Origin of the sequence: Paenibacillus sp. NPDC058071 (assembly GCF_042885235.1) — a bacterium.
GTDB lineage: Bacteria > Bacillota > Bacilli > Paenibacillales > Paenibacillaceae > Pristimantibacillus.
In genome coordinates this window covers 246,057-269,354 of the sequence record NZ_JBHVSK010000005.1, presented here as the reverse complement: position 1 = coordinate 269,354, position 23,298 = coordinate 246,057, and the positions used below count along the sequence as shown (strand labels likewise).

Annotated in this window: 15 protein-coding genes; 6 read left to right on the top strand and 9 right to left on the bottom strand. The window is 52.5% G+C overall.

The window, feature by feature from the left end; genetic code table 11:
* Positions 1-15: 15 nt before the first annotated feature.
* The 5 genes from ACFVTB_RS10875 to ACFVTB_RS10855 all read right to left on the bottom strand — a co-directional run bounded on the left by ACFVTB_RS10875 (position 16) and on the right by ACFVTB_RS10855 (position 9,215).
* Positions 16-5,091, bottom strand: coding sequence for a fibronectin type III domain-containing protein (locus ACFVTB_RS10875; RefSeq protein ID WP_387748352.1), 5,076 nt, complete (start codon positions 5,089-5,091; stop codon positions 16-18).
* A gap of 271 nt (positions 5,092-5,362) precedes the next feature.
* On the bottom strand, positions 5,363-6,004 hold the full coding sequence (locus tag ACFVTB_RS10870; RefSeq protein WP_387748350.1) for an NAD(P)-dependent oxidoreductase: 642 nt from the start codon (positions 6,002-6,004) through the stop codon (positions 5,363-5,365).
* Between the two features lie 129 nt (positions 6,005-6,133).
* Positions 6,134-7,807, bottom strand: coding sequence for an ABC1 kinase family protein (locus tag ACFVTB_RS10865; RefSeq protein WP_387748348.1), 1,674 nt, complete (start codon positions 7,805-7,807; stop codon positions 6,134-6,136).
* Positions 7,808-7,821: 14 nt separating this feature from the next.
* Positions 7,822-8,130 carry a phasin family protein gene (locus ACFVTB_RS10860; protein ID WP_387748346.1) on the bottom strand — a complete coding sequence of 103 codons (309 nt, stop codon included), beginning with the start codon at positions 8,128-8,130 and terminating at the stop codon, positions 7,822-7,824.
* Positions 8,131-8,330: 200 nt separating this feature from the next.
* On the bottom strand, positions 8,331-9,215 hold the full coding sequence (locus ACFVTB_RS10855; RefSeq protein WP_387748344.1) for an ATP-dependent DNA ligase: 885 nt from the start codon (positions 9,213-9,215) through the stop codon (positions 8,331-8,333).
* 130 nt (positions 9,216-9,345) lie between these two features.
* Here ACFVTB_RS10855 and ACFVTB_RS10850 point away from each other — a divergent pair, with 130 nt between their 5' ends.
* Both ACFVTB_RS10850 and fabV read left to right on the top strand, forming a co-directional pair.
* Positions 9,346-9,555, top strand: a complete 210-nt coding sequence (locus ACFVTB_RS10850; protein ID WP_387748342.1) for an alpha/beta-type small acid-soluble spore protein — start codon at positions 9,346-9,348, stop codon at positions 9,553-9,555.
* A gap of 225 nt (positions 9,556-9,780) precedes the next feature.
* Entirely contained in the window at positions 9,781-10,971 is a 1,191-nt protein-coding gene (fabV, locus tag ACFVTB_RS10845; RefSeq protein ID WP_387748340.1) for an enoyl-ACP reductase FabV, read from the top strand.
* 155 nt (positions 10,972-11,126) lie between these two features.
* Here the strand turns inward: fabV and ACFVTB_RS10840 are convergent, their stop codons facing one another.
* Together ACFVTB_RS10840 and ACFVTB_RS10835 are read right to left on the bottom strand one after the other, a co-directional pair.
* Positions 11,127-11,891 carry a DUF3891 family protein gene (locus ACFVTB_RS10840; protein WP_387748338.1) on the bottom strand — a complete coding sequence of 255 codons (765 nt, stop codon included), beginning with the start codon at positions 11,889-11,891 and terminating at the stop codon, positions 11,127-11,129.
* Between the two features lie 86 nt (positions 11,892-11,977).
* Positions 11,978-14,341 carry a glycosyl hydrolase family 95 catalytic domain-containing protein gene (locus ACFVTB_RS10835; protein ID WP_387748336.1) on the bottom strand — a complete coding sequence of 788 codons (2,364 nt, stop codon included), beginning with the start codon at positions 14,339-14,341 and terminating at the stop codon, positions 11,978-11,980.
* 149 nt (positions 14,342-14,490) lie between these two features.
* Here ACFVTB_RS10835 and ACFVTB_RS10830 point away from each other — a divergent pair, with 149 nt between their 5' ends.
* Entirely contained in the window at positions 14,491-15,342 is an 852-nt protein-coding gene (locus tag ACFVTB_RS10830) for a helix-turn-helix domain-containing protein (RefSeq protein ID WP_387748334.1), read from the top strand.
* Positions 15,343-15,476: 134 nt separating this feature from the next.
* Positions 15,477-15,992, top strand: a complete 516-nt coding sequence (locus tag ACFVTB_RS10825) for a VanZ family protein (protein ID WP_387748332.1) — start codon at positions 15,477-15,479, stop codon at positions 15,990-15,992.
* 273 nt (positions 15,993-16,265) lie between these two features.
* Here the strand turns inward: ACFVTB_RS10825 and ACFVTB_RS10820 are convergent, their stop codons facing one another.
* Together ACFVTB_RS10820 and ACFVTB_RS10815 are read right to left on the bottom strand one after the other, a co-directional pair.
* Positions 16,266-17,291, bottom strand: coding sequence for an LLM class flavin-dependent oxidoreductase (locus tag ACFVTB_RS10820; RefSeq protein WP_387748330.1), 1,026 nt, complete (start codon positions 17,289-17,291; stop codon positions 16,266-16,268).
* 552 nt (positions 17,292-17,843) lie between these two features.
* On the bottom strand, positions 17,844-19,670 hold the full coding sequence (locus tag ACFVTB_RS10815) for a stalk domain-containing protein (protein WP_387748329.1): 1,827 nt from the start codon (positions 19,668-19,670) through the stop codon (positions 17,844-17,846).
* Positions 19,671-20,027: 357 nt separating this feature from the next.
* On the opposite strand from ACFVTB_RS10815, the gene ACFVTB_RS10810 reads away from it, so the two are divergent.
* Both ACFVTB_RS10810 and acnA read left to right on the top strand, forming a co-directional pair.
* Positions 20,028-20,396: a globin domain-containing protein gene (locus tag ACFVTB_RS10810; protein ID WP_387748327.1), complete on the top strand. Its 369-nt coding sequence runs from the start codon at positions 20,028-20,030 to the stop codon at positions 20,394-20,396.
* Between the two features lie 171 nt (positions 20,397-20,567).
* The gene (gene acnA / locus ACFVTB_RS10805) at positions 20,568-23,276 is read left to right on the top strand and encodes an aconitate hydratase AcnA (RefSeq protein ID WP_387748325.1); all 2,709 of its coding nucleotides are present in this window, start codon (positions 20,568-20,570) and stop codon (positions 23,274-23,276) included.
* Positions 23,277-23,298 lie beyond the last annotated feature (22 nt).

Here is a 23,298-nt window from a genome sequence, read left to right as displayed (position 1 = left end):
TCTGTCCGATGATGTTTAAATCAAGTTGGAGCGTGAGAGCAGCCGCTGAACAATAACAGCCACTTCTGCGCGCGTAATATTTTGTTTAGGAGCAAGCAGTCCATTGCTGCGTCCCTGAATAAGGTCGGCCTTCAGATTTTGCGCCACGTCGAGGCTAGCCCAGTTCGCTACAGCACCGCCGTCCTTGTAGGCGCTCAACATCTCGCGGGTCGAGGCCTCGGATAAATCGGCGTAAATTCCGGTCAGCTTCATAGCCCGAGCTGTAATCGCAAGAGCTTGTTCTCTTGTAATAAGCGTTCCAGGAGCGAACTCCGTGCTGCTGTAGCCTTGAATGAGGTCATAGGCATAAGCGGTGTCAATCACTCCGCTATACCAGTCCGTCTGCTTCACATCGGCAAATGGCGCAGCGCCGCTCTTCTGACCAAGTCCCAGCGCTCTGACAATGATAGCCGCAAACTCCGCACGGGTAATCGCTTGGTCAGGCTTGAATGTACCATCCTCATAGCCGTTAATGACCGTGCGCGAGGCCATATCGTGAATGGCTTCATTTGCCCAATGCTTAGTAGTATCCTTGAATGCTGCCTCATTCCAAATGACCGAGTAGACGCCGTTCGTCAAGCTGTTAATTTGCGCATAGTAGATTCCGTCAACGACGACGACTTTCGTCGGCACGTGGCGGAGCGTTCCGTCCGCTTCAACAATGACGCCGGTTGTAATTTTTTTCGGGTCGGTCCCTTTCGGAAGCGCAATCGTTTTCGTAGTATAAACACCGGATTCCCGCACTACGGACTCTTGCCCGCCGTAGTTCGCCTTTACCGAAAATTCGATGACCGGTCCGACAATGCTGACGCCGCGCTGCGCTGCCGCTTGCTCGGCTTTAGCCTTCACTTCGGAAGACGGTATCGAAATCTCAACGCGAAGACGGATATCCTCCACCGCTGTACCCGGTCCGAATCCTGCCGCAAGCTTATCAAGCTCAATGGAAGATGCCGGGAGCGTATACGTGCCGCCATTCCCATGCAGCTCGATTACGCCATCCAGACGCTGCAAATCTTTGATGCTGCCGCCTGTCAGCTCGCCTGCTGCCGTCTGGGCATTCCCTTGAACTGGAATGACCACGACGACGCCTTCCTTCTCGCCTTCAAGCCGCTGCTTCAGCTTCGCTTCGTCTACCGATGTCACAACAACCGTCCGGCCGTTGACCGTTTCGTTTTTCGTCGCGCCTCCGCTTACCGGCTTGCCGTTAACGATCAAATCGACGCCTGCCGGTTCCTGTGGAGACTGTGAAGGCTGCGGCTGTGGCTGCTGCGGCGTACTGCCGCCAGAGCCGTTCGGCACGACCGGAGCCGACTCAGCAGACGCGCCGCCTTCTCCGGCCTCATTTTTCGCAGTAACGGTAAAGGTGTAAGAGACGCCGTTGGTCAATCCGTCAATGGTAATCGGACTGCCGGTTCCTTCAACCTTCTTCCCGCCCGGCATGACCGTAACGATATAGCCTTCGATTGGCTTACCGCCATTATCTGCCGGCGGATCAAAGCTCACAATCGCCGTACCGTTGCCGCCCTCTGCGCGAACGCCGGTCGGTACGCCAGGCACCGTGAACGGCGTTGCTTTTACTTCTGTAGAAGGCGTTCCATTTCCGTCAGCATTTTTCGCCTGTACGGTGAAGGTGTATTCGACGCCGTTCGTTAAGCCTTCCACGACAATTGGGCTAGCATTTCCTTCTATCACCCTGTTGCCTGGCTGAACTATCACTACATAACCGTCAACCGGACTGCTTCCGTTGTTAGCAGGCGGATCAAAGCTCACCACAGCGCGGCCATTCCCGCTTTCTACGTGAACGTCCGCTGGCGCTGAAGGTACAGAAGAAGGTGCCGTTCCGACCTCTTCAGAAGTGTTGCTCTCACCGTTTTCATTCACTGCTTTTACGATAAAGGTATAGTCGACGCCGTCCGTTAAGTTGTCCACCGTAATCGGACTAGTCGTTCCCTGTACCTCTCTGCCGCTGGGCAGCACAATGACTTTGTAGCCTGTAATTGGTTTGCCGCCGTCGTTCACTGGCGGGTCAAAGCTAACCGTCGCCTTCCCGCCCTTGACTTTCGCTTGGACGTTTGTCGGCGCTCCAGGAACGGCGGAAGGTGCGATTCGGCTTTCACCCGAGGCGACGCCTTCACCCGCTTCGTTTTTCGCTTTGACGGTAAAGGAGTAGACCGTGCCGTTGGTAAGGCCATCCACCACAATCGGGCTGGACGTTCCAGTGACTTCCCGATTGCCTGGCATAATGGTTACGATGTACTCGTCTATCATTCTGCCTCCATTATTCGCTGGAGGATCGAAGCTGACTTGCACTTCGCCATTGCCGCTCACAAGCGTAAGGCCGGTTGGCGCTTCCGGAGTCGTAAACGGTATCTCGTTTACGGCTGTGGACGGCGTACCTGCGCCCGCCAAGTTTTTGGCCGCTACAGTAAAGGAATAGCTTTTGCCGTTGGTCAAGCCATCGACGACAACCGTCGTCGTCGTGGCGTCAACCTCGATCATCCGATTGCCGGGCATTACCGTGACCACATAGCCCTCTATCGCTTTGCCGCCGTTATTTGCCGGAGGATCGAAGCTGATCTCTACAGTGCCGTCTCCCGCTTCCGCCGACACTTGAGTCGGCGCGCCTGCCACCGAATAAGGCACTGCGCTGATTTCATTGGAAGATGGGCTGTCCCCACCGGCATTCGTCGCGATCACTGTAAAATAATACGTTGTTCCGTTCGTCAATCCGCTTGCCTGATAGCTGTATACTGACTCACCGACAGTCGCAACCAGCAGGCCGGCTTGACCGGAATTCTCGCTTTGATAAACCTTGTAACTATCAGTCTGTGGTACCCTCAACCAGTTGATGGAGACCGTCCCGTCTCCTGCAACGCTGTTTGTCAAAGTTGGAGCATCCGGTGCAGGAACCTGCGGTGTTACGACAACTTCCTCCGAAGCCTCGCCAATAACGCCCATCGTATAGGCTCTGACGATAAAATGATAGTTCGTTCCGTTTGTTAAACCAGTCAGGTTGTAGCTGAGACCGGCCGTAGAAGCATAAGGAGCGCTGTATCCGCCGGCCAATTCAAGCACGTAGATATGGTAGCCATCCGCTCCTTCTACCGGATTCCAGCTTAAGGTCGCCTCCCCATCGCCCGAGTCCGCCGATACAATAATCGGGGCCGCAGGCGGCGCCGGCAGCGGCTTAGCAGTCACTTCATTGGAGAGAGCGCTCTCCGATTGCCCCCGCTTCGCGGTTACCGTGAAATAATAGGTTGTTCCGTTTGCCAGTCCGTCCGCTGTATAGCTCGTCGCCGTCTCATTCAGCGTAGCGATAAGCTGGCCTCCCGAGCCGGAAACGGTGCTGCGATAAACCAAATATTGCTGCGCTCCGTCGACGGGGCCCCAGTCCAGAAATACTTGTCCGCTGCTGGCAGATGGAGTCGCCAGCTTCGGAGCAGCCAATGGACGGGTGATCGTCAACGTATAGTCCGAACCTTTGTATTTCCCGTTGCTCGACCGGCTATTTACTGTGATCAAGTTCTCGCCGTAATCAAGCTTTACCGTTGCCGGCAAGCTGCTTGCCAGCTTCCCGTTGATGTAAATGTATGCGCCGTTGTCCGCTGCTGTCGGAGACAGCTGCAGCTGATCCGCATTTGCCGGCACAATCAGCGTATAATCGAACACCCCGCTGTTGAAAGAAATGTTCGTTTGCACGCCCGTAAGCCCTAGGGCAGAAAGCTTCCCGGAAAACTGATCGGTGACAAACGATGTGACTGCGCTATATGCGGTACCTTGCGCGTTGATTGCATATGAGCGAACATATACTGTCGTATTTTGAGCCAAACCGCTTAAGGTCGCGGAAAACTCACCTAATCCAGACCCTGCGGCACCCTTTATGACAGCTGTGCCTCCCACTCGCGGATCGGTATTTGACGTTGAATAGAGGAAGCCCCGTTCCGTGATCGGCGAATTGGCCTGATCAATTACGCTGGACTTAACCTGTCCTGTCGTTAAATCTTTATCCAGCACAGTGACCGGCGACAGCGAAGGCAGAATTGTCAGCGTCCAGGTTTCATCGGTCGGAGTATTGCCCTGAATGTCGTAGCCGCCAAACATAACAAACTGCTCTTTGCCGTTATCGTATACCATGGTGGCATCGTTGCGAGGCTTCAGCGTTACGTTAGGTGTAATCGGCGTAAACGTGCTGCCGGTTAAAGCCCATGCGTCACTTTCAATTTTGTTGCTATATCCACCGTAAAGCACAATCTTCTTGTACTGCGGATCGTAAGCGAAAGCCGAGCCGTGACGAGCCGATGGCTTGCTGGATGTAATTGTGCGCTCCGACCAAGCCGTTCCGTCCCAAACCCACATATCGTTGAGCTTTCTGTTGCCTGGAACCTGCTCGCCTCCGAACATCACCACATTGCTGCCGTCGAATGCGATCATGCCGAAATCCCTTTTCGGAGGCTTAACGGTTACGTTGCGCTGCTGCCAAGTTGTGCCGTTCCATGTCCAAGTATCGTCCAGCGATTGAATAGTCTGCGATATTCCGCCAAACAGCACTACATTTTTGTTTTTTCCGTCATACGCCATTTGCATGACGCCCCGCCCCGGAGGACTCTGCGCCGGCGTCTTTTGAATCCAGTTGTTCGTCGCAACATCCCATACCCATGTGTCGCCCAACTGAGAGGTCGCGCCGTCGCCGCCAAACATCAAAATCTGCTTGCGCTGCTCGTCATAGACCATGCCGCCGCCGCTGCGTACGGGAGGCTTGGTTGCCGTATTCAACTGCGTCCATTTGCCGTTTTGAAATTTCCAAGTATCGTTGAGACGCCCGGTAGGCGTCCAGCCACCAAACATCAGCACATAACCTTGCTCCTGATGATAAGCCATAAGCGGAGCAGTTCTAGACCTTGGCCAACTGTCCCCCGCTTGTTTGACCTGCTGCTCCCAATAATAAGTTCCCGTAATTCCCTCTGCCGGTGCGGCGTATGTGCCTGCCATAGGCAGACTTGTCCACAACAATGCCAGACATAAGAGGACCATCGCTGTTTGTTTCAGCTTCATCCGTATACCTCGCTTATATTTTTATGTAGTGCCTTTTTTCGGCAAAATCTGACTTTATTCTACTCAGGCAGGATAAACAAGAAATAAACAGGCTCAAAACCGAACTCAGTGCTTGACTACAAGTGAGGGGATGGGTCAGAGGGTTCTTCCGATCGCCATTAAAGCCTGATTCCTTTATCCGTCAAAAACTGATTTTGATGTAGAATCAATAAACAAAAAAAAGCCAGCCCCCGATTCAATCGGAGACTGGCTGTTCGTTGCGGCTGCTATTTTATTCCCTTTCGGAGACGACGGTGAAGCGCTCGTTCACATGGCTCGCTTGCTCGATTTCATCAACGATGGCGATCGCATAATCTTCGTAGCTGACATAGCTGTGACCTTTCGAGTTCACGAGCAGGAAATCGGTGCCTTTTCCATACTTGCCTGTCCGTTTCCCAAGCGCAAATTCGGCGGAAGGACTGACAAACGTCCATTTTATGCGATTGTTCTGACGCAAAATATCCAAGTTTTTCGCTTGATTCGAAGCGGTCGCAACGAACATCTCAGGGAATTCCGGCGTGTCTACGACGCGGATTGTTTTATCCGGATCGACATACAGGCTGCCCGCTCCGCCAACGACGATCAACCGTGTATCGCTGCCTGCCTCTTCCAGCGCCTTAATAAGGACGTTGCCCGCATCGACATGCAATTGCTCTTGACCGAGCGGCGCGCCGAACGCATTGACTACAATATCGAAAGCTTTTAAATCATCGCCTGTAAGATCGAAAATATCTTTCTCCAGCACAGCGGCGCCTTGATTCTGTACTTTAGACGCACTCCGTACGACAGCGGTCACTTCATGGCCTCTATCCAGCGCCTCCTTCACGATATTGCTGCCCGCTTTGCCGTTTGCTCCTATAACTGCTATTTTCATTTTCATCCGCCTCCGCTTTTGAAATCTTGTATAACGCTCTACATGTAACTATAATAGTTACAAGTTATTGTTTTGTCAACGGCAACAGCTGGCAGCCAATATCTCTCCTTTGGGCGGCTATGCCAAGAGCTAGAAACGTCCGGACCGAAAAATGGCATACGTCAGCCAAAGAAACAGCGCTGCCGCTATTCCGAAGCCGATTTCAATGGCGGGGATGTTCCACAGCACCGTTCTCTGATGCTGCAAAGAGGACCCGATAATTAGTCCGACCATAATAATGCTGAAACTGAGCAGCACGATGCTAAGCGACAGACGGTTGCTGATCTGATCCATTTTGCGCAACAGCTCGCCCAATTCGGGCACCGTTATCTCCAACCCCAGCTTTCCTTTGCGCAGAAACGTCCACAGCTTGCGCGCGTTTCGCGGCGCGTCGGTTGCAAATGCAGCCAGTTCAGGCAGCTCTTCGAGCCATTTTTTGGCCGTAAGGAGCGGGTTTAACCGTTCCAGCAGCAGCTTCTTGCCGAACGGCTCCGCAACATCGAACACGCTGAAATTTGCATCGAGATGCGTAACAACCCCTTCCATCGTCAAAAACGTTTTGCCAAGCAGCGTCAGCTCGGCCGGCACTTGAATCCGGTGCCTCATGGCGAGATCGAACAAATCGTTAACCGTCTCCCCCATGCTGACCTGGCTGAGCGGCACTTTATAATATTTTTCTCTCAACTCGTCAACATCGGCTCTCAACGCTTCTCGGTCCGTATCGTCCGTTATAAAGCCCATACCCGCGATTGCGCGAATGACGCCATTTGTGCTCTGATTGCGCAAGGCGATTACGAAAGATATAAAATGCCTTTTTCTTTCTTGCTGCAGCCTTCCTACCATGCCAAAGTCTAAAAACGCGATTTTACCGTCCCGCAGCGCAAGTACGTTGCCTGGATGAGGATCGCCGTGGAAGAAGCCGTCGGTCAGCACCTGCTCGAAAATAGCTCCGGCAAACCGCTCCGCCAGCTTTTTACGGTCCAATCCGGCCTCCTCCAGCGCCCCGAAGTCCGACAGCTTGATGCCGTTTATGTATTCCATCGTCAGCACTTTTTTCGTGGAGTACGGCCAAAATACGGCTGGGATGCGCACCTGCTCCGACTTAGCCGCATAGATGGCAAACCGCTCCGCATTGCGGGCTTCCTTCTCATAGTCGAGCTCACGCCAAAGCGCATCAGCCAATTCTTCGATCATATCCCGCAGCTTATAGAGGCGCGCCCACTCCAGCCTTTTTTCCGCCGCTTTCGTCAGCTCCGTCAAAATATCGAGATCGGTTTTCATGTTTGCCGCGATTTTCGGCCGCTGTACCTTGACGGCCACTTCGGTTCCGTCTTTCAGCCGGGCCAAATAAACTTGGCCGATCGAGGCGGAAGCGACAGGCTCGCTTCCGAAATCGTCAAACCATTCATCAATCGGCGCGCCTAGCTCTTCTTCAATGATCCGTGCGGCCTCCTCGTATGGAAATGGGGGAACATGATCCTGCAGCAGCTCAAGTTGTGCAATAATAGTGGCCGGGATAAGATCGGAACGGACGCTGGCGATTTGACCGAGCTTTACGAAGGTTGGCCCCAGCTCTTCGAGAAACAGCCGCAGCCGTTCGCCGACCGAGCGAGTGCGGGCGCTCCCCTTCCCGCCGTCGATGCGTCGAAATAGCATATCGGTCAGTCCTAGATCTTTTGCGACATATCCGAAGCCGTTGCGGACGAAAGCGGATGCAATTTCCCGGTATCGCCGCAGATGGCGCAGCTTGCCGACGACGCTCATATGGCGGCCTCCCTTCAGCTTTGCGGAAATTCGCGCTGCTCCAGCGCTTCAAGACGGCGCTCCAGTCTCTCGATCTCCTCTTTGCCTGCATACTTGCCTTCCCGCTCGCTTAATATCGATTGCACGCGTTCTCGGACAGTCGACTCCACCTGCTGCCTTGCTTCCTCTCCTTTCTGAACAAGCCGATCAACGTACTCCGCCGACTCGGCTTTGCCGACCTCGCCCTTCTTCACCCAGTCGTCCACCATTTTCTCCACCTGCTCCTTGCTGGCGACCGCGAGGCCAAATCCCAGCGATAACGCTCTATCCAGCTTGTCCAGCATTACGCATACATCTCCTTCTTTTTCTAGCATTGGTTTTCGTACAGTTTGCGCAAAAATGACAAAAACCAGTCATGACAGCCAGCAAGGCATCAAGCCTAATTGCATGCGAAAAAAACCGACAGCTAATGCCGTCGGTTGTCTGCTTTACGATTGCGTTGAACAGGATCAAGGGTATCTCAAACTATTATTGCATCTGTTATCTAACTTTTGCTTAGCGCCGCAATCATACGTTTTTCATGCTCGCTGTAAAGCCGCAGCAATGCCGGTTTGCGCATTCGGCCGTCGCTTAGCCAGCCTCTATGCGCAACCGAGGCAAGCACACCCGCTTTCAAGTAATAATTGTCGCGATCTTCCCTGGCGATTGTACCGTTGTCCTTGAGCCAAGCCGCCAGCTCTGGGGCGACCTGTCCATCAACAAACGACGTATTCGATTCATTCGTTCGAATCAACCATCCGCGCCTGTCCTTCCGCCATCCGGCAACCTGCAGCTCTTGCCGCCGGTGGTTGATCACCTTCAGCCATTCGCCGTCTCTTCCGCCTATGTAGCGGCTCTCCGCAGGCTTGCACGCCATCCCGTCTAGCTGCAGACGCTTCACCATTTCGAACATCCGCTTCCCATCTCCTCGGATATGAGGCAAGATGCGGAAATGGGTATTATGACCTAGCAGCTCGGACAAGAGCCGCTTTCTTTCGCTCAGAGGCCAGTCCCGCAAATCTTGACCATTATAATAAAGAAGATCGAATACGAAATAAGTAACCGGCAGTCTCTTCGCTGCCTCACGAATACGCGGCCGCTTCTTCATTCGAAAACGCTCCATCAGCGTTTCGAAACGCGTCTCGCCCGTATCCGAGTCGACAAAGGCGACTTCTCCGTCAACGATGATGTCGGCATTCCGAAGCATTGGAACGTTTAACAATTCCGGGTACTGCTCGGATATGTCGTTGCGATATCGGGTAAACAACCGCGTCCGCTGGCCGATAAAAGAAAGCAGCAGCCTATGGCCGTCCAGCATCGGCTCGAATAAATAATCGTCGTCGGAAAAGGGCTCCTCAACCTCGGACGTCAGCATCGGTTCCATCCACATGCGCCGTTCCCTCCCCGTATTCCGATTTTATCACGACTATGCATCCGACTTCGGCGGTAAATAACGGCTGAAATGACGAATAATCCATATACGGCCGCCGCATAATAACGGCAAGAAGGAGGTCGAACCTATGGCGAGAAACCAAAACCAGCTGCTTATCCCGCAAGCGCGGGCCGCACTTGAGCAGTTGAAATACGAAGTGGCGCAAGAACTGGGCATACAGCTGCCTGCGGACGGATATTACGGCCATATGACTACGCGCGACATGGGCTCTATTGGCGGCTCCATTACGAGACGTCTCGTTCAACTGGCGGAACAGCAAATTTCCGGAACAAGATAGGCCGCAGCCGCATGGCGGAGTGGTTGCAAGACAAGGGCTGGCCCGATGCGGATCGATCCGCGAAACCGGGCGCAGCCTTTTTCATTTGTCGAAACCGGGAACGCTTTCCTATTTTGCGAAATACAGCCGCCGTTTGCTTCCCTTTAGCGTTAAAAATCGGTAAAATGGGATAGAGTGTCCTCATCCGCGAATACATGAATTTCAAATCAGAAAGGAATATCCCATATGAACATTCAACCGAAAACGCGCGGCTTTATTTGTACGACTGCGCATCCCGAAGGCTGTGCCCAGCAAGTAAAGAGGCAAGTCGAATATGTAAAAGCTCAGCCTGCACTTGAAGGCCCTAAAAACGTCCTCGTCATCGGCGCTTCCACCGGATACGGCTTGGCGTCGCGCATCGTTGCCTCTTTCGCTTCCGGCGCGAACACGATCGGCGTATACTTCGACAAGGCGGCAGAAGGCTCCCGCACGGCTTCGGCCGGCTGGTACAATTCCGCAGCGTTCGAGCGCGAAGCTGCTGAAGCAGGCCGCAAGTCTTACAGCATTGTAGGCGATGCTTTCTCCGATGAGATCAAAGCGAAAACCCTCGATCTGATCCGCACCGAATTGGGCAAAATTGACTTGATCGTTTACAGCGTTGCGTCTCCGCGCCGTACTCATCCGAAAACAGGTGAAACGTTCACTTCCGTCATCAAGCCGATCGGCGGTACATACTCGAATAAAACGGTCAACTTCCATACTGGCGAAGTGACGACTGCCGTTATCGAGCCCGCTACCGAGGATGAAATTCGCCAAACGATTGCTGTCATGGGCGGCGAGGACTGGCAAATGTGGATCGACGAGCTGCAAAAGGCTGACTTGCTGACAGCCGATGCAACGACGGTCGCCTATTCGTATATCGGACCGGAAATTACGCATGCCGTATATCGCGAAGGTACGATTGGACGTGCGAAAAACGATCTGGAAGCAACGGCGCTCCGCTTGAACAAGCAATTGGGCGCAACGGGCGGACGGGCATACGTATCGGTAAACAAAGCGCTCGTCACTCAATCGAGCTCGGCGATTCCGGTTGTGCCTCTCTACATTTCCGCGCTGTATAAAGTTATGAAAGAAAAGGGCAACCACGAGGGCTGCATCGAGCAAATGTACCGTTTGTTCTCCGAACGGCTCTACACGGGCGGCGAGACGCCAGTTGAGCCAGACGGTCTGATTCGGATCGACGATTGGGAAATGCGCGAGGACGTGCAAGCGGAAGTCATGCAGTTGTGGGCCGATCTTGCTACGGAGAACGTATACGAGAAGTCCGATCTGGAAGGCTATCGCCGCGAGTTTTTCCAGCTGTTCGGCTTTGAGACCGAAGGCGTCGACTACGAGGCCGACACGAATCCGGAAGTAGATATTCCTAACCTTCGCTAACGAATAGCCCTATTGCAGAAAAAAGCCGGGAAATCGGATTCAATTCCGATTTCCCGGCTTTTTATTTTGCGCTTTAGCCGTTATTTGGACGGCTATATCCTATCGCACGGCGACAATAGGGAAATAACGCGCACCGAGTGAAGTGATTATTGCTGTTACTTCCCCGGCTCTCCGCCGCGAAACACAATTGCTTTTTCCTTTAATATCTCTCGTTTGTAAGCTTCGCCGATCCCAAGACGGGCGACTTCTGCTTTATCTACTTCTTTATAGATGATTACGGTACGAACCTCTGAAGCGAAGGGGAACGGCCGCAGCTCGATCGACTCGACTCCGTTCCAGTCGGCATTCAGCCGCCGCGGCTCTCCCTCCCGAATATACGCGAAACCGTCCGCAAACCATTCAAATTGCTCTCTAGGCGTTCCCGGCTCATTCATGCAGGCAAATAAGCTAAGCCCATCGCACAGAACGAGCGCGCTGATATGGTTTTGCAGCCTGCTTTCATCTACTTTGAAGAGCCGCTTTATCGTGCGCTGACGAGCATATTCGCGATTGACGAAACGAACCGCATCGTCGTTCTCGAATTTTTCGGCCAAGGACGTGTACAGCATGCTGCCCAGCAAAGCAGCGTACCCGTTGCTCCGCTGTACCTCGTCCAAACCTTTCGTGTAATAATGAAATCGGATATTGCCCGGAAAGTCGATAAAGGAATAAGGCTTTCGAGCCGCATCGTTCCAAAGCGGCCAGCAGTCCAGGTCAATCCAGCTCCGGTCATGCTCATAGGCAGCCAATATCATATCGTCTGTCCGCGGGTCCCGCTGCCCCGCTTCCGATTCCCACGCTTTCATCAAATCGCCGGAAATGCGCGCGTGGTCGTGTTGGGCAATCAGCACAAAGGCGTGCTCTTTCTCGTATACGATCATTTGGAGCTCCTCCTCTCGCATGCAAGCAGTATACTTCTATTGTACTCGCTTACATGCCAAGTAAGGAAGAGCATCTTGTCCCGGGCTTACAATTGCTGCGTCAGTTCGAACTGATCTCCCGCCGCCATCGTCAACGTTATAACACCGCCAACCGGTTCCATCTGCCTGCCATCCGCCGAATGCCAAGCGCTCTCTGAAACAAACCGGAAATCTCCTCCGTTCACGGACTGTACCGTGATCCGCTCCGCTGCGCCATCCTTCCACGATACGTTAAGCTCGAAGCCGTTTCTTGCTCGCAAGCCGCCAAACTGGCCTTCAGCTCTCCATTGCGCCGGTAGCGCCGGCAACAGCCGCACCACACCGTCATGCGATTGCATCAGCATTTCCGCAACGCCAGCCGTGTAGCCAAAGTTGCCGTCAATCTGGAACGGCGGATGCGCGTCGAATAGATTCGCGTACACGCCTCCCCCTTCGCCGCCGTGAGCGTCACTGCGAACGAGACGAAGCAAATTGCCGATCAATGCAAGCGCGCGATCGCCTTCGCCGAAGCGGGCCCATAAATTCAGCTTCCAAGCTAAGCTCCAGCCTGTTCCTTCGTCGCCTCTCCGCTCCAGCGACCGTCTGCCTGCTTCGAACCACACTTTACGATCCTCGTTCCAAGGCGTCAATTCTTCGCCAGGGTATATCCCATAAAGCCCGGAGACATGACGGTGATGAACGTCCTCGTCTTCGAAGTCTTCCGCCCATTCCTGCAGCTGGCCGTATTTTCCGATCTTATAAGGCTGCAGCTTGGCACGCGCTTCCTCTAGCTTGCTGCGGAACGACTCGTCCTCGTCCAGCTCCTTGGATGCTTCGATCGTGTTCGTGAACAGGTCACGGATAAGCGCAATATCCATCGTCGCGCCTTCGCTGACTGCCGCCAGGCCGCCCTCCGGACTTTGGAACTTGTGCTCCGGCGATGTGGAAGGTGAAGTCGTCAAGTATCCGTCCCGGTTCGGAACGAGCCATTCGAGGCAGAACACAGCCGCTTCCTTCATAACGGGATATGCTTTTTCCCGCAAGTACTCAAGATCTCCGCCGAACGCGTAATGGTCCCATAAATGCCGGCACAACCAAGGCGCCGATGCGAACCAGCTTGCCCACACCGGATCGCCGTCCCCGTAATCGCCGACGGGAGCCGCGTGCGCCCAGACGTCGCTGTTATGATGGGCAACCCAGCCGCCTAAACCGTAGTTTTCTTTTGCAATCGCAGCCCCGTTGACCGCAATTCGTTCGATAAAATCGATCATTGGCTCGTGACACTCAGCCAAATGGCAGGTTTCCGCCAGCCAATAGTTCATTTGCAAGTTAATGTTCAGCGTATAGTTGCTGCTCCAAGGCGGACGGGTCTCTTTATTCCAAATACCCTGCAGGTTCGCTGCTTGCGTGCCCGGTCTGGAGCTGGCAATTAGCAAATAACGGCCGTAATGAAACAATAGCTCTACAAGGCGAGGATCGCTTGCGCCATAGGTTTTGACCCGCTCGTCCGTCGGCAGATCTTCAGGTAGCTGCGAAGCGCCAAGATGGAGACTAACGCGGTCGAACAACGGCTTATAGTCATTAATATGGCGTTCCAGTAGTTCGGTATGCTTTCTCGCAAGCACCGCCTCGAGACGCTCGCGTGTAATCGGAGAAGGATCTTTACCTTCCATATGCGGGTGGCGATCAAAGCCGTTGAAGCTGGTCGCCGCTGTAAACACGAACGTTACGGCCGATGCGCCTTCAATATGGATGCCGTCATGATCGGTTTGCCGTGTTCCGCCTTCAGTAATTGCGAACAGTCTTCCTTCAAATCGCATAGCCGGCTCATCATAAGAGAACGGTTTGCGGGATGCGAAGTAGTTCGGGTCAACATTGGATGGACAATTGCCTTTCAGCAAATAATGCTCGCCTTCCACGGCCGTTTTATACTTGAGCTGACTGCTCAGTCGCGCAGAGCAATCGATGCCGTCCGGCCCATCCGCTTCGATGCGCAGCACAAGCGCCTGATCCGGGAACGAAACGAACGTCGTCCTTCTGTAAACTGTACTGCCGATGCGGTAAGCAGTCCGCTGCACCGCATCCTTCAAGTCGAGTCTGCGCTCGTAGTCTTCGGCGATTCCGCCATGATAAAATTGCACGGCCAGGTCGCCAAACGGCATATAAGATTGCGTATAGGGACCCATCGTTTTTTTCGCCGCCTGGTCAGCTTCGATATATTTGCCTTCCCCAATCAGCCTGCGAATTTCAGGAAGCACCTCTTTGGCTCCCGGATTCGCGCCCAAGTGCGGGTAGCCCGAGTAGAGCGTATCCTCGTTTAATTGAAGAAGCTCCGACTCAATTCCTCCGAATATCATCGCTCCTAGACTGCCGTTGCCGAGCGGAAGCGCTTCCGTCCAGACGGATGCCGGTTTACGGTAAAACAGTTCCATGTCTGTTCCTCTCTTTCTATCGCTCCCTATATCGATTATGATAGTAGGACAGCGAAATGGTCATTTTGACCGGTATGGTATTACGATTATGATTACCGGAAGTTATACGCATTTCTCCAATCCAACAATGAAACGCGGTGAAACACGGTTTGAACCCGACTACGGAAGACAAAGCGTTATCGGATCTGCTGCAATCGCTTCATATGGAGCTGCTAGTCGCCGCCTACACGCAAGTATCGATGCAATGGGGCGAAACCGATTCGATCCGTTCCTACAATAAATTGTATTATATCGTGGACGGGGAAGGCTGGATCAAAGTCGGGCAGGAGCATCTGCATCCGAAGCCTGGCCAGCTATGCATCGTCCCGGCCGGCATGCAGCATTCCTTTTCGCCAATCAACGACAAGCCTTTTTTGAAATATTGGTGCCATTTCACGTTGACAGCAGGGCCGCTTGATTTGTTCCAATGGATCGGCGTGCCGCTCTGCATCGATATCGAGGATGCCGAACGGATGACCCGCCTGTTTCAGGAAATGGTTCATTGGAACGGCCAGTCTTCGGTCATCGCCCGTTTGCGCGAGAAGCTTGTCCTGCTGGAAATCGTCTCCGCCTTTTTAGAGCTGGTTCCGGTCAAGGCGCTGCAGCAGCGTACTGAGGAAATGAATCGGCTGAGCGTTATTCAACATTATGTCGAAGCCCATCTCGACCAAACGATCAGCACCCGCATGCTGGCCGACGCCGTTCATTTGCATCCGAATTATTTTATCGCCTACTTCAAAAAGCATTTCGGCATGCCGCCGCTTAAATACGTAGGGCGCAAACGGATCGAGCGGGCTAAGCTGCTCCTGACGACGACGACGCTCAGCGTGAAGGAAATCGCCGTTCGGACCGGTTTTTCCGAGACGAATCATTTCACCAAGTTTTTCAGAAAAGATACGGGCTACTCCCCTACCGATTTCCGGACAGTTTACACAGCCAAATCTCCTGCTGACGCACAATAATGTCTTGACCCGTATGCCTCCATTATAGGAACGGAATCGGGAAGGTGCGATGGATGAAATTAAGATTCGACTGCATATTTTTAATGTAGTTATAGAGATGGATGGAACTTAATATCGAGGAGCTTGTTATAACTTTGGGCTACTTATTTGATTTTATGCTGCTGGTGCTCGTTTATTTTTTGTTCTTTTATCGGAAATGGAATAGGATTTCGAAACAGAAACTAGCGGTTAATACGCTGTTATACGTCTATATTGCAATGGTCTTGTTTGTTACCCTCATGCCGTTTACCATTCCGTTCGCAGGCACGAATAACTTTTTTTGGGAGACAGCAAACTTTGAACCATTTAGAGATTTAAGGCTAAATCATGGAGGAGCGGCTAAAGAGATATTTTTGAATGTCATTATGATGATGCCGTTCGGATTCTTGTTTCCTCTAACGACAAAGAAGGGGTTTTCGAGTACCGTTGCTTCTACCTTTCTCTTCAGTTTGATGATCGAATGCGCACAATTGCTGAGCGCGTGGTGGGGTGATTTACATTCGAGAACATTCGATGTAACGGATCTAATTACGAACACAACGGGTGCGCTAACAGACTTCTTACTATTTGTTGTCTTGCGGCCAGTTGTTTCTAAAATAATCAAAATATAGGCTCAACCTTATAGCCCGATGCCTCCCCCAAACTTCGATGAAATAAAGGAATCGGGCTTTAACAACGATGGGTAGAATGGCCGCACGAGGTTTGACCGTCGGCGTGTTACCGAGCACCGCGCGCCGGGAGGCGCGCGCTGTGCGTTCCCTCCTTTTTCCTATATGCATCAAAAAAAAAGCCTTACGGACTTCCGGCTACCCATCTGGCGAATGGGATACGGTTGTTCGTAAGGCTTATTTTTGTTAGCGAGGGATTGTCTCGCCCGTGATAGGTTAGACGGATGGATTCAACCCGAGTTGAGCGATCAGCTCGTAAGACCGAAGGCGATCTTGATGGTCGAATACGCTTGTATTGATAATCACTTCATCCGCTTGCGTCTCGTCGATGAACTTATTCAGCTTGTCGCGGAATGTTTCCGGACTTCCGGTAATAGCGGACTTCAGCTGTTTCATGACGGCCGCTTTCTCATACTCGTTCCAGATGCTGTTCATGTCGGCAGGAGGCTGAATCTTTTTCGGCGTTCCTCCGCGAATGAGGTTGACAAATTGCTGCAGCATCGTCGAGAACAGAAATTCCGCTTTCTCGTCCGTATCGGCCGCAATGCCGTTAATGCCGACCATCGTGTAAGGACGGTCCAAATATTTGGACGGACGGAAATGGCTATGGTAAGCGTGCAGCGCCGGCAGCGTGTAATCCGGCGAGAAATGGCTTGCAAATGCAAACGGTAGCCCCAGCTCGCCCGCCATTTTCGCGCTAAAATCGCTGGATCCGAGCAGCCATACCGGAACATCGAGTCCTTGGCCCGGAACAGCGGTCACCGGCATCCCGGCCGACGGTTCGCCAAAGTAGGCGAACAGTTCTTGTACTTGCGCAGGAAAATCCTCGCCATGGTTCAAATCCCGTCGCAGCGCCATCGCGGTAAGCCGGTCGCTGCCCGGCGCCCGGCCCAAGCCGAGGTCGATCCGCCCCGGATAAAGCGACTCAAGCGTACCGAACTGCTCGGCGATCACGAGCGAAGAATGGTTAGGCAGCATAATGCCGCCTGATCCGACACGAATGGTCGAGGTTCCGCCAGCGATATGGCCAATTACGACCGACGTAGCCGAGCTTGCGATGCCCGGCATATTATGATGTTCAGCCACCCAATATCGGTTATAGCCCCATTTCTCGGCATGCTGTGCCAGGTCGAGACTGTTTTGCAGCGCTTCTCTCGGAGTAGCGCCTTCTACGACCGGTGCTAAATCAAGAATAGAAAGCGGAATCGTGCCTAGTTGCTTTTTACGCGTTGAATGAGTCATTTATCGTTTCGCCCCTCTTCATAGATATATTCATAAAAATAGATATACATTTTCTAGAAAATGATGCTCTAAATGTACAATTGAATACTGTAGATGTACATTCGTTCGCACCCATAAGCTCCATTATAGTTTGTTAGCTATTTATGTTCAAGTAATTTTGTTCATGTGTGTTGTTCATGTGTGTTGTTCATGGGATCAAGGATCACAGTCAATCGTTCGTCGTATGTGCTTGATTCGACCGACGTTTGCCTCTGTAAGACGGTTTTCCGCCTTACAGCGATCGATTCCGGCCGATTTGGACTCCGTAAGACGGTTTTCCGTCTTACAGCGCTCGATTTTTCAACCCATTTAACGCGACAAAAGGCGGGCTTCCGCTTTACAGCTTCTACCCCGCCTTTATCCCCTATTGGTCCGCCTGGCATCACATCTCAGACATACAGTCAGTCAGTCAGTCAATCAAGTAAGCAGCTGAAAACAAATGTTCAGCTCCCATTTCTACATCCGCACTGCCTTACCGCCAGCGCTTCTTGCTGCTGCGCCCTGCGGATTCGATTAAAGAGCTGATGGAAGCGGCAGGAAGATCAAATTGATCGGCAGGTTGCTGCCGGAAGCCGGTGAAAATACGATGGTGACTTTCTCCTCGCGGCTGCCTGTACGATACAAGACGCCTGCCTCGCTTGAGTTGCTCAATATGTTCTCGGTCGTCATATACGTCAGCTTGCCGTTCACGAGGAATGCCCCACCGTAGTGGCCGCCGCGCGCATTCAGAGCGATAAGCGTGTTCGGCTGCACCCGCTCCAGCGTAATGGTATAGTTGGAGCCGTAGTTGCCGCTGTTCACCTGCGGCATGCCGCTTAATGCATCATATCCTTGCAAATACGAATCATAAGTTTGATCGGCAAGCACCATCCGCGACGGCGAGCCGCCAAGCGATTCGCGAAGCGTAATGGACCGGTCGGCCTGCTCAAACGTACCGCGCGCATGCTTGCCATCCCACGGCAATACCGGAAGCTGCGGCATTGCGACAAGCGGATCACGCCCGTCGTTCACTACGACCGAAGTAAAACGAAGCGGCTGCGAAGTAACCAAATCGGCGTGCGCAGTAATAACTTTTCCGGTATCGAGCCTGATATTGCTGATTTCCCGCAGCACGATTCGGCTCTCTCCTGGCGGAATGACCGTGGTAACGGAATCGTTCGTCCCCTGCAAGTAACGGGCAAGCGCATTTTTGCCGGTTGCAGAAACGTATGTGGAAGGTCCTCCTATTCCGATTTTACCGGAAGTGACAATAACGGGGTCCTCATTTGTGTTGGTTGCGATCAAATAAATTCTAACCGGACTTGTCCGGTTGTTTTGGTGATGGAGCAAAAACCGCACATTGCCGGATGCTGTATCACTGTAATAAATGCCTTCTTCATAAATCGTCTCCGGGCTGTTCAAACGCATCAGCGTTTGCTGTCCGCTCTTCTCAATGGCATAGTTAAGCGCCTGGAACTGCAGTACGCTTGCCGCATCAATAGGGAACTTATCCCCGATTTTCGTAAACAGCCGATCGTATTGTTCTTTCGTATAAAGAATTTCGTTCGTAACCGTTACATCTAACGAATAATCGGCAGACAACCCTTCTTTATCGGTAACGCGAAGCGTCACGGTATAATTGCCTGGCTCGAAAAACACATCTTGCTTATTCATCCATTCGGTTTTTACGATACCTTTATCGTCTGTGCTTTGATCGGTATAGAGAACTTGTTCTCCGATTCGGTAACTCTGCTTATCGGTAATAAAACGTGCGACAGGCGGCTCGTTAGCCGGAGGAGTCGGAGTTGTTGGCGGATCAGTTGGATTCGGCGGTTCAGTCGGCTCGACAGGAGTCTCCCCTCCAGGATCAGGAGTCGGAGTAGGATTCGGAACCGAGGTCGACGATCCTGAGACGACGATGCGTTTTTGCTGCTTGTCCAGTGCCAGCGTCATGCCGAGCGGAGAAACGAGGGATCGCAGTGGAACCATTAGTGAGCCATTTTTTATGTATACCGCGCCAATTGCGTTCGCTTGCGTTCCGTTTACCGTATACGAAGCGGAATTCAACTTGTAGCGTAATTTAACGCTATTATTCATAAAATCGTACTCTTTCGTCTTCGCGTTGTAGGTCACCTGCATGCCCAGCTTCGATGCGAGCGAACGCGCTGCCACAAATGTGACGCCTTTCTTCTCTTCGGTTGGCTGAGTCGCCATAAACAATTGGCCATTATCGTACATCTTGCTGCTTTGCTGCATAACGATCATTTGCTTCGGACCGCCTGCCGCCGCCGAGTAGGCGGGAACAGCCAGCGTTGCAGCCAGCAGCGCGGTCATCGCCGCTATGCTTGCTTTTTTTAACATTACAATCTCCTTTGTCCACTCTAGTTGTCGCTTCAAGGCTTTTCTATCATTCGTTAGACGCAATTTTACTAGAAAAGTTGCTGAAACGGGGATATTTATAGGAGGTAAATGCAGCCAGTTGGCTGTTGCAAGCTAGAAAAGCTCCATTATAAAGACCGGAGAAAGCTGTCAGGAGCGGACGCATTATGACAGCAAGCTACGATGAAACCTGCGCTCGGCACGACTGCCGCCGACGGTCACGAAAGTTTACAAACCCGGCCAATTCCATTACATTGAACATGAGGTTGCTATACGCTATCACATACGCCTTAATAATAGAAGCAAGCGATAACCAGTAAAAGAGAGGACGAAAATACGATGACAATGACAATATACGAAGCACTTGGCGGACAAGCTGGCATTCGCCGGATCGTAGAAGCCTTTTATCCAAAAGTTGTAAAAGACCCGTTAATCGGTCCATTATTCCCGGAGGACATCGATCCTGTTATAGATAAACAGGAATTGTTTTTGACGCAATTTTTCGGCGGGGAGCCCTTATATACGGAGCAGTATGGGCATCCTAGGATGAGAGCGCGCCATATGCACATTTCGATTGGAAAAGAACACGCCGAAGCGTGGCTCCAATGCATGTATCAGGCTTTGCAGGAAGTTGGCGTGCCGGAGGAAGTTGTCGACCCCGTTATGGAACGGCTTGCAGGCAGTGCCTATTTCTTTGTCAATTCGTAATCCTTAACGCCTAAAATCGAAAAAATCCGTACCTATTCCGGTCGTTACCGCTTTACGAACGGACGCTTTTCACGCTATAATAGAGCCATAGACGATTTTTGAAATAGTGTTTCACAGAGTGAAACAAAACCAATCGTTCATCTCATTTTCAAAAGGAGGAGCTTCAAGAAAATGGCTAACAATGACCATTACGCTGTCCGTTCCAGCCTCGAGGTTGGCGGAAAGAACTATTCCTACTTCAGCCTTCAGGCGCTTGAAGGACAAGGGCTAGGCGACATTTCCAAACTTCCTTTCTCCATTAAAGTGCTTCTGGAGGGTGCCGTACGTCAATTCGACGGACGCGCGATTACGAAAGAGCATGTCAAACAACTTGCTGATTGGGCGGCTAACCGCGACGACAAAGAAATTCCTTTCATTCCTTCCCGTATCGTACTGCAGGACTTGACCGGCGTACCGGTTGTCGTAGACCTTGCGGCAATGCGCGAAACCGTTAAAAAAGCAGGCGGCGATCCTAAAAAAATCAACCCGCTCGTTCCGGTCGACCTCGTAATCGACCACTCGGTCATGGTCGACGCATTCGGTTCCCCGGACGCGCTCGAGATCAACCAACGCATCGAGTTCGAACGCAACGCAGAACGCTACCGTTTCTTCCGTTGGGCGCAAACAGCGTTTGACAACTTCCGCGCGGTTCCGCCGGATACCGGTATCGTTCACCAAGTCAACCTCGAGTACCTCGCTTCCGTAGCGACTACGAAGACAGTTGACGGCGAAACTTTTGTATTCCCTGACTCGCTCGTCGGTACGGACTCCCATACGACGATGATCAACGGTCTCGGCATCGTAGGCTGGGGCGTAGGCGGCATCGAGGCGGAAGCCGGCATGCTTGGCCAACCGCTGTACTTCGTAACGCCTGAAGTTATCGGCTTCAAGCTGACCGGCAGCCTGGCGGAAGGCGCTACTGCGACTGACCTTGCCCTGACAATTACGCAATTGCTTCGTAAAAAAGGCGTTGTCGGCAAATTCGTTGAGTTCTTCGGCTCGGGCTTGTCCAACATCAGCTTGCCTGACCGTGCGACAGTTGCCAACATGGCTCCAGAGTATGGCGCAACGATCGGCTTCTTCCCTGTCGATGCGACGACGCTCGACTTCCTGCACCAAACAGGCCGTACGGAAGAGCAAATTGCACTCGTTGAAGCTTACTACAAAGCGCAAAACATGTTCCGTTCGGATGATACGCCAGACCCTACGTTCACTGAAGTAGTCGAACTGGATCTCGGTTCCGTCGTTCCGAGCCTTGCAGGTCCAAAACGTCCGCAAGACCGCATCAACCTGACGGAGATGAAAGATTCCTGGAATACGATCGCTCGTCAACCGGTTGACAAAGGCGGCTACGGTCTATCCGACAGCAAGCTTGACCAAACGGTCGAAGTGAAGCACGGCAACGGCAAAGTCAGCCAAATGAAAGACGGCGCTGTCGTTCTCGCCGCAATTACAAGCTGCACGAACACGTCCAACCCAAGCGTTATGGTGGGCGCAGGCATCGTGGCGAAGAAAGCTGTCGAGCTCGGTCTCGTGAAGCCTGAATATGTGAAAAGCTCGCTGACTCCAGGTTCCCTGGTTGTTACCGACTACTTGCGCAAAGCAAACCTGCTGGAATCGCTCGAAGCGCTTGGCTTCCACGTAGCAGGCTATGGCTGCGCAACCTGTATCGGCAACTCCGGTCCGCTTCCGGAAGACGTAAGCCAAGCAATCGCTGACAATGATATGACGGTGGCGGCTGTCCTCTCCGGTAACCGGAACTTCGAGGGCCGCATCCATGCGCAAATCAAAGCGAACTACCTGGCTTCGCCTCCACTCGTTGTTGCTTACGCACTTGCAGGTACAGTCAACATCGACTTCGCTAGCGAGCCGATCGGTACGGGCAAAAACGGCCAACCGGTTTACCTGAAAGACATCTGGCCAACAAACAAAGAAATTGCGGACGCAATCGGCGTTTCCTTGTCGCCTGAAATGTTCCGTGCAAAATACGAAAACGTTTATACGCAAAACGAACGCTGGAACCAGATTCCAGTACCGGAAGGCGAGCTGTACGAGTGGGATCCGAAATCGACGTACATTGCAAACCCTCCATTCTTCGACAAGCTGGCTGACGGCATCCGTGACGTTGAAGATATCAAAGCGGCAAAAACGCTGCTTGCACTCGGCGACTCGGTTACAACCGACCATATTTCCCCTGCGGGCAGCATCCGTCCGGACGCTCCAGGCGGCAAATACTTGATCGCTAACGGCGTTGAGAAGAAAGACTTCAACTCGTACGGTTCCCGTCGCGGTCATCATGAAGTGATGGTTCGCGGTACTTTCGCGAACATCCGCATCAAGAACCAAATCGCTCCAGGTACAGAGGGCGGCTTCTCGACTTACCAGCCAACAGGCGAAGTAACGTCGGTATACGAAGCTTCCATGAAATACCAAGCAGACGGCACGAACCTTGTCGTGCTCGGCGGCAAAGAGTACGGTACTGGCTCCTCCCGTGACTGGGCGGCAAAAGGTACTTTCCTGCTCGGCGTTAAAGCCGTTATCACGGAAAGCTTCGAACGTATTCACCGTTCCAACCTGGTCGGCATGGGCGTTCTGCCGCTGCAATTCCTGCCTGGCGAAGGCTGGAAGCAACTTGGCTTGACCGGCTATGAAACATTCGACATCGTTGGTCTTTCCAACGACGTGCAGCCTGGCGACAAAGTGAAGGTTGTAGCTACGAAAGAAGACGGCGCGACTATTGAATTCCAAGTTATCGTTCGTCTCGACTCGCTCGTTGACGTCGACTACTACCGGAACGGCGGCATTCTGCAAACCGTTCTGCGTCAAATGATCAACAACTAATAGTTGACGATAGTCAACCACA